The following is a 6,671-nucleotide window of genomic DNA, read 5'->3' as shown; positions in this document are numbered from 1 at the left end:
AGCAGGAATTCCCGCAGCACATTCCCCAAGGCGTGCGTAAAATCGTCAGCGAAGAGCCGGTCGACGAAATTGCCGACTTGCCAGCAGGCAGTTACTGCATCGTCATGACCCACAACCACGCGCTGGACCTGGAACTGACCGCCGCCCTGCTCAAGCGCAACGACTTCGCCTACTTCGGCCTGATCGGCTCGAAAACCAAGCGGGTCAAATTCGAACACCGCCTGCGTGACCGTGGCTTTGATGCCACGCAGTTACAGCGCATGCGCTGCCCCATGGGCCTCCCCGAGGTCAAGGGCAAGCTTCCGGTGGAGATCGCCATCTCCATCGCCGGCGAAATCATCGCCACCTATAACGCCAATTTCGGCCAGCACCTTGCCGGCGCCGAACCTATTGCCAAACTGCTGCCGGCTTCGCGCCGCAGCCACGCTATCTAAATTGAGACGATCATGCCTTTGACTCGCAAAGCCTACCGTGCCGCCATCCTGCACAGCATCGCCGACCCTGCCATCGTGGGGATCGAAGCCTCCTATGAATATTTCGAGGACGGCCTGCTGGTGATCGACAACGGCCAGATCAGCGCCCTTGGTCACGCCAGCGACCTGCTGCCGAGCCTGCCCGCCGATATTGACATCACCCATTACCAGGACGCGCTGATCACCCCTGGCTTGATCGACACCCATATCCACCTGCCGCAAACCGGTATGGTCGGCGCCTATGGCGAACAGTTGCTGGACTGGCTCAACACCTACACCTTCCCCTGTGAAAGCCAGTTTGCCGACAAGGCTCACGCCGAAGAAGTCGCCGATATCTTCATCAAGGAACTGCTGCGCAACGGCACCACCACCGCGCTGGTGTTCGGCAGCGTGCACCCGCAATCGGTGAATGCATTCTTTGAAGCGGCCGAGAAACTCGACCTGCGCATGATCGCCGGCAAGGTGATGATGGACCGCAACGCACCGGACTACCTGACCGACACCGCCGAATCCAGCTACCAGCAAAGCAAGGCGCTGATCGAGCGCTGGCACGGTAAGGGCCGCCTGCACTATGCGGTGACGCCACGCTTCGCGCCTACGAGCACGCCGGAGCAACTGACGCTGGCCGGGCAGCTGCTGGGCGAATACCCGGATGTGTACATGCAGACCCACATCAGCGAGAACAAGCAGGAAATCGAGTGGGTCAATGAGCTGTTCCCGGAGCGCAACGGCTATCTGGATGTCTACGACCATTACAAGCTGCTCGGCGAGCGCTCGGTGTTTGCCCACGGCGTACACCTGTGTGACGACGAATGCGCACGGTTGGCAGAGACCGGCTCGGCAGTCGCGTTCTGCCCGACCTCGAACCTCTTCCTCGGCAGTGGTCTGTTCAACCTGCCGATGGCCGAGAAACACAACTTGAACGTGGGCCTGGGCACCGACGTGGGTGGCGGCACCAGCTTCTCGCTGCTGCAAACCCTGAACGAAGCCTACAAGGTCATGCAACTGCAAGGTGCGCGGCTGAGCCCGTTCAAGTCGCTGTACCTGGCGACCCTGGGCGGCGCGCGGGCGTTGCGCCTGGAAGACAAGATCGGCACCTTGCAGCCAGGTACCGATGCAGACTTCCTGGTGTTGGATTACAACGCCACGCCGCTGCTGAGCTATCGCCTGAAACAGGCCAATAACATTGCCGAGACGTTGTTTGTGCTGATGACGCTGGGGGATGATCGGACGGTACTGCAGACCTATGCAGCCGGCCAGCTCGTGCACCAGCGCTGATTCAAGCTACACACAACCCATGTGGGAGCTGGCTTGTGTGGGAGCTGGCTTGCCTGCGATAGCATCACCGCGGTGTAACTGATACACCGCGGCGCCTGCATCGCGGGCAAGCCCGGCTCCCACAAAAGCCCTGCTCCCACATTTGATTGGGTTTACAACTTTACAGACGAGCGCCCAGGTTTTTTAGTCTGTAAAAGATGCGAAAACACCGCATGCAAATCATCCGACGCGCTCTCTTCATCGAGGTTGAGCTTGCTGTCGATGTGATCCATGTGATGCATCATCAAGTTCACCGCCAACGTCGCATCCCGTGCTTCGATCGCGTCGATCAACTGGGTATGTTCATCGTAGGAACAGTGCGAGCGGTTGCCGCTTTCGTACTGGGCGATGATCAATGACGTCTGCGACACCAGGCTGCGCTGGAAGCTGATCAGCGGCGCGTTCTTCGCGGCTTCGGCCAGCTTCAAGTGAAATTCGCCGGAGAGACGGATACCGGCGCCACGGTCACCACGGGAGAAGCTGTCGCGCTCGTCGTTGACCATCTGGCGCAACTCGGCCAACTGCTCGGTCGTGGCGTGCTGCACCGCCAATTCTGTGATCGCCCGCTCCACCAAGCGCCGGGCCATGAACACCTGGCGTGCTTCTTCGACGCTTGGGCTGGCAACCACCGCACCGCGATTGGGCCGCAGCAGTACCACGCTTTCATGGGCCAGGCGCGACAGCGCGCGGCGAATGATGGTGCGGCTCACGCCGAAGATCTCGCCCAGTGCCTCTTCACTCAATTTGGTTCCGGGCGCCAGGCGTTGTTCAAGGATCGCCTCGAAGATATGCGCATAGACGATATCGTCCTGGGTTCCGCTGCGACCGGCCTTGCCGGCTCGCGGTTGTTTCTTGAGAGGTTGCAACTGTTCGTTCATGGGCACTCGGGTTTGAGAACGGCGAATTAACGGTAATACGGCAACAGCGTGTCGCTGGCAAGTATCACCTAAAAACAGCGCACATTGTACACAACCCACTGTGCCAACACACTGTACGGCTGTTTGCGGGCTCGGCTGTATTGCAATGACTGGTTACGTTTGAGTTTAGGCTTGAATCCACGATTTCCCATGAACGACATCCCACTGTAGGAGCGAGCTTGCTCGCGAAGAACCCAAGGGCGCCGCGTTTAATCTGATTGCCCGCGTTATCGTTGGCGATTTTCGCGAGCAAGCTCGCTCCTACAGCGTGCGGAGTCAGGTAAAAAGGAACACCTCTCCATGACCGACGCCACCCAAGCGCCCTTGCGCCCACTGGCCGACACTTCTGCGTCGGCCGTCGTCGCCGGCTTTATCGCCATGATGACCGGCTATACCAGCTCCCTGGTGCTGATGTTCCAGGCCGGCCAGGCCGCTGGCTTGACCACCGCGCAGATTTCTTCGTGGATCTGGGCGATTTCCATCGGCATGGCGGTGTGCAGCATCGGCCTGTCCCTGCGCTATCGCACACCGATCACCATCGCCTGGTCCACCCCTGGCGCGGCACTGTTGATCACAAGCCTTGGCGGCGTGAGTTATGGCGAGGCCATCGGTGCCTACATCACCTGTGCGGTACTGGTGACGGTCTGCGGGTTGACCGGCAGCTTTGAGAAACTGGTCAAGCGGATTCCCGCCTCACTGGCGGCGGCGCTGCTGGCGGGGATTCTGTTCAAGATCGGCAGCGAAATTTTCGTCGCCGCCCAGCACCGTACCGGGCTGGTGCTGGGGATGTTCTTCACCTACCTGATCATCAAGCGCCTGTCGCCGCGCTATGCCGTGCTGGCCGCCTTGCTCATCGGCACCGCCTTGTCAGGGCTGATGGGGTTGTTGGATTTCAGCGGCTTTCATCTGGAGGTGGCGACGCCTGTTTGGACGACGCCGCACTTCTCGCTGGCGGCGACCATCAGCATCGGCATTCCGCTGTTCGTGGTGGCCATGACCTCGCAGAACATGCCCGGCGTAGCCGTACTGCGGGCCGACGGCTACACCGTGCCGGCTTCGCCATTGATCACCACCACCGGTCTGGCGTCGTTGGTGCTGGCACCGTTCGGCTCCCACGGCATCAACCTGGCAGCGATCAGCGCGGCGATCTGCACCGGGCCCCATGCCCATGAAGACCGCAACAAGCGCTACACCGCGGCGGTGTGGTGCGGGGTGTTCTATGGGATTGCCGGGGTATTCGGCGCCACGCTGGCGGCACTCTTCGCGGCGCTGCCCAAGGAGTTGGTGCTGTCGATTGCGGCGTTGGCGTTGTTTGGCTCGATCATCAATGGCTTGAGCATCGCCATGAATGAGCCTAAGGAACGGGAAGCGGCGCTGATCACCTTTATGGTCACCGCGTCAGGCTTGACGTTGTTTTCCATCGGGTCGGCGTTCTGGGGGATTGTGGCGGGGGTGTTGACGCTGCTGATTCTGAATTGGCGCAAGGCATAAAAAAACGGCGACCCTCAGGTCGCCGTTTTTTTCAGTATCACTTAGCCGCGTTGATCGGCTTTTCTGGATACCACACGTCCAGCAACGGGCTGACTTCAGCCTTGGTCAGCTCGGAACGGGTTTTCAGCCAGGCTTCGACCGCAGCACGCTGCTCTTCGGAGACCGAGCCACGCTTCTGCAGGCAAACCAGACCGTAGTCATCGCCGCCGACATAGCCCAGGCCGTTGGCTTCCATGGCTTCTTTGATGAATGCTTCGAGGAAAGCGTCGATAGCTTCTTCACTCAGGCCTTCGTTGAAGTCCAGGTTCAGTTCGAAACCCAGCTCTTGAAATTCATCAACGCACAGTTTTTTGCGCAGACGCTGGGAACGGTTAGTCGCCATTGGAACAATCCTCATAAGTATTAACGGGCGGCACTTTAGCAGTTTAAGGCGGCAATTGCCCGACTCTCTGGGACCGACGGGCAAATGCGCGCAAAAAAACCACGATTAGCAGCTATCGTTCAGCTACACGTGGCGCCAGCTTGGGGCATAATGCCGACACTTTCGTGACCACTGAGGGATTTTCTTCCATACCCCTCGCCTTTTTCACCCTCCTCAGCAGTAGGGTTTTATTTCTTATGATCAAATCTTTGCGTTCCGTGTTACTTGCCAGTGTTGTCTTGCCCCTGGCCTTTTCCGTTTGCGCCGCTCCCGTCAATAACACCCTGCCACCCAGCGTTGCCCAGGCCCTGCAGAAGGCCAAGCTGCAAAATACCGCGCTGTCCCTGGTGATGCTGCCCCTGAACGGTCCTGGTACCCCGACGGTTTTCAACGCCGACGTCTCGGTGAACCCGGCCTCCACCATGAAGCTGGTCACCACTTACGCGGCCCTGGAAATGCTCGGCCCCAACCATCAGTGGAAGACCGAGTTCTACACCGATGGCACCCTCAGCGGCGGCGTGTTGCGCGGCAACCTGTACCTCAAGGGCGGCGGCGACCCCAAGCTGAACATGGAAAAACTCTGGCTGCTGATGCGCGACCTGCGCGCCAATGGCGTGCAGCAAGTCACCGGCGACCTGGTGCTGGACCGTAACTTCTTCAACCAGCCGCAATTGCCCGAGTTCAACGACGACGGCAACGATGAGAACAAGCCGTTCCTGGTCAAGCCCGACGCCTTGCTGGTCAACCTCAAGGCCCTGCGCTTCGTGACCCGCAATGATTCGGGGCGGGTGATCGTATCGGTCGAGCCGCCGATTGCCAGCATTCGCATCGACAACCAGGTGAAAGTCACCAACGCCAAACAGTGCACCGGTGACGTGCGCTACAGCCCGGTGACCGCCGCCGACGGCAGCGTGACCGTGACCGTCAGCGGCCAACTGGGTGATGGCTGCAGCTCGCAGACCTACCTGTCGCTGCTCGACCACGCCACCTACACCGCAGGCGCCGTGCGGGCGATCTGGAAGGAGTTGGGCGGCACCATCCAGGGCCGTGATATCCAGGCACCGGTGCCCAAGGATGCAAAAGTCCTGGCTCGCGCCTTCTCACCGGACCTGGCGGAGATCATCCGTGACATCAACAAATACAGTAACAACACCATGGCCCAGCAGTTGTTCCTGAGCCTGGGTGCACAGTTTCGCAACGATGCCGATGGCGACGATGCCAAGGCCGCGCAACGTGTCGTGCGCCAGTGGCTGGCCAAAAAAGGCATCACCGCGCCGCACCTGGTGATGGAAAACGGCTCCGGCCTGTCCCGCGCCGAACGGGTCAGCGCCCGCGAGATGGCGGCCATGCTGCAAGCCGCGTGGAAAAGCCCTTATGCGGCGGAGTACATCAGCTCGATGCCGATCGCCGGCACCGACGGCACCATGCGTAAACGCCTGAAAACCACCGCCCTGCGCGGCGAAGCCCATGTGAAGACCGGCACCTTGAACACCGTACGCGCCATCGCCGGCTACAGCCGCGACAACAATGGCAATACCTGGGCGGTGGTGGCGATTCTCAACGACCCCAAGCCTTGGGGAGCCTCGTCGGTGTTGGATCAGGTGCTGCTGGACCTGTATCGCCAGCCGAAGGCCGTTGCAGCCGCACCGGTTCTCTAAAGCCTCACATTGCCCTGTCTGATCGTTCCCACGCTCTGCGTGGGAATGCTGTTTTGGACGCTCTGCGTCCGCGCTCAAGGCGTGACGCGGAGCGTCTCAGGATGCATTCCCACGCAGAGCGTGGGAACGATCAGCGCGTGGGAACGATCATTCAAGCGTCAGGGCTTCCTCGACCCGATCCCTGCCCGCCTGCTTGGCCACGTACACCGCCGAATCCGCGCGCAGCAGCAAGCCATCGATACCTTCGTCGAGCCGCCAACTGGCCACGCCGAAGCTGGCGGTGACAACCCCCACCGGCTCCATCGACGCACCGCGCAGCGACTGCCACAACTGCATCGCCAGGCTGTAGGCCTGGGCGCCATCGGTGTTTGGGCACAGCACCACAAACACTTCC

General features: G+C 60.5%; 7 protein-coding genes. 4 read left to right on the top strand and 3 right to left on the bottom strand.

The features are described from left to right. Nucleotides 1–434, top strand: a 434-nt coding sequence (locus GIW04_RS26325) for an XdhC family protein (protein ID WP_236479346.1), incomplete at its 5' end; no start/stop codon positions are given. Nucleotides 435–446: 12 nt separating this feature from the next. After that, a complete protein-coding gene (gene guaD / locus GIW04_RS26320; protein WP_094774060.1) occupies nucleotides 447–1,751 on the top strand; it encodes a guanine deaminase in 1,305 nt (434 codons plus the stop codon). Between the two features lie 152 nt (nucleotides 1,752–1,903). Here guaD and GIW04_RS26315 read toward each other — a convergent pair whose 3' ends face one another. Continuing rightward, entirely contained in the window at nucleotides 1,904–2,668 is a 765-nt protein-coding gene (locus GIW04_RS26315) for a GntR family transcriptional regulator (RefSeq protein WP_003193251.1), read from the bottom strand. Nucleotides 2,669–3,007: 339 nt separating this feature from the next. On the opposite strand from GIW04_RS26315, the gene GIW04_RS26310 reads away from it, so the two are divergent. Next, on the top strand, nucleotides 3,008–4,198 hold the full coding sequence (locus tag GIW04_RS26310; protein WP_003193253.1) for a benzoate/H(+) symporter BenE family transporter: 1,191 nt from the start codon (nucleotides 3,008–3,010) through the stop codon (nucleotides 4,196–4,198). A 37-nt stretch (nucleotides 4,199–4,235) separates the two neighbouring features. Here GIW04_RS26310 and GIW04_RS26305 read toward each other — a convergent pair whose 3' ends face one another. Beyond that, the gene (locus GIW04_RS26305; RefSeq protein WP_003193255.1) at nucleotides 4,236–4,580 is read right to left on the bottom strand and encodes a YggL family protein; all 345 of its coding nucleotides are present in this window, start codon (nucleotides 4,578–4,580) and stop codon (nucleotides 4,236–4,238) included. A 236-nt stretch (nucleotides 4,581–4,816) separates the two neighbouring features. Between GIW04_RS26305 and dacB the strand changes: the two genes are divergently transcribed. After that, nucleotides 4,817–6,277 carry a D-alanyl-D-alanine carboxypeptidase/D-alanyl-D-alanine endopeptidase gene (dacB, locus tag GIW04_RS26300; RefSeq protein ID WP_003193256.1) on the top strand — a complete coding sequence of 487 codons (1,461 nt, stop codon included), beginning with the start codon at nucleotides 4,817–4,819 and terminating at the stop codon, nucleotides 6,275–6,277. Between the two features lie 147 nt (nucleotides 6,278–6,424). Here the strand turns inward: dacB and GIW04_RS26295 are convergent. Beyond that, nucleotides 6,425–6,671: GGDEF domain-containing protein (locus GIW04_RS26295; protein ID WP_236479345.1), on the bottom strand; the 247-nt coding region annotated here is incomplete at its 5' end.

The organism is Pseudomonas sp. PA-4-8C (assembly GCF_021606625.1).
In the GTDB taxonomy this organism is placed as follows: domain Bacteria; phylum Pseudomonadota; class Gammaproteobacteria; order Pseudomonadales; family Pseudomonadaceae; genus Aquipseudomonas; species Aquipseudomonas lactis.
Note: the sequence above shows the minus strand (reverse complement) of the source record. Positions and strands in the feature narration are given on the sequence as shown.

Excerpts from the sequence above, each read along its gene's own strand:
- guaD (WP_094774060.1), top strand. The coding sequence starts at position 447 with ATGCCTTTGACTCGCAAAGCCTACCGTGCCGCCATCCTGCACAGCATC.
- GIW04_RS26315 (WP_003193251.1), bottom strand. The coding sequence starts at position 2,668 with ATGAACGAACAGTTGCAACCTCTCAAGAAACAACCGCGAGCCGGCAAG.
- GIW04_RS26310 (WP_003193253.1), top strand. The coding sequence starts at position 3,008 with ATGACCGACGCCACCCAAGCGCCCTTGCGCCCACTGGCCGACACTTCT.
- GIW04_RS26305 (WP_003193255.1), bottom strand. The coding sequence starts at position 4,580 with ATGGCGACTAACCGTTCCCAGCGTCTGCGCAAAAAACTGTGCGTTGAT.
- dacB (WP_003193256.1), top strand. The coding sequence starts at position 4,817 with ATGATCAAATCTTTGCGTTCCGTGTTACTTGCCAGTGTTGTCTTGCCC.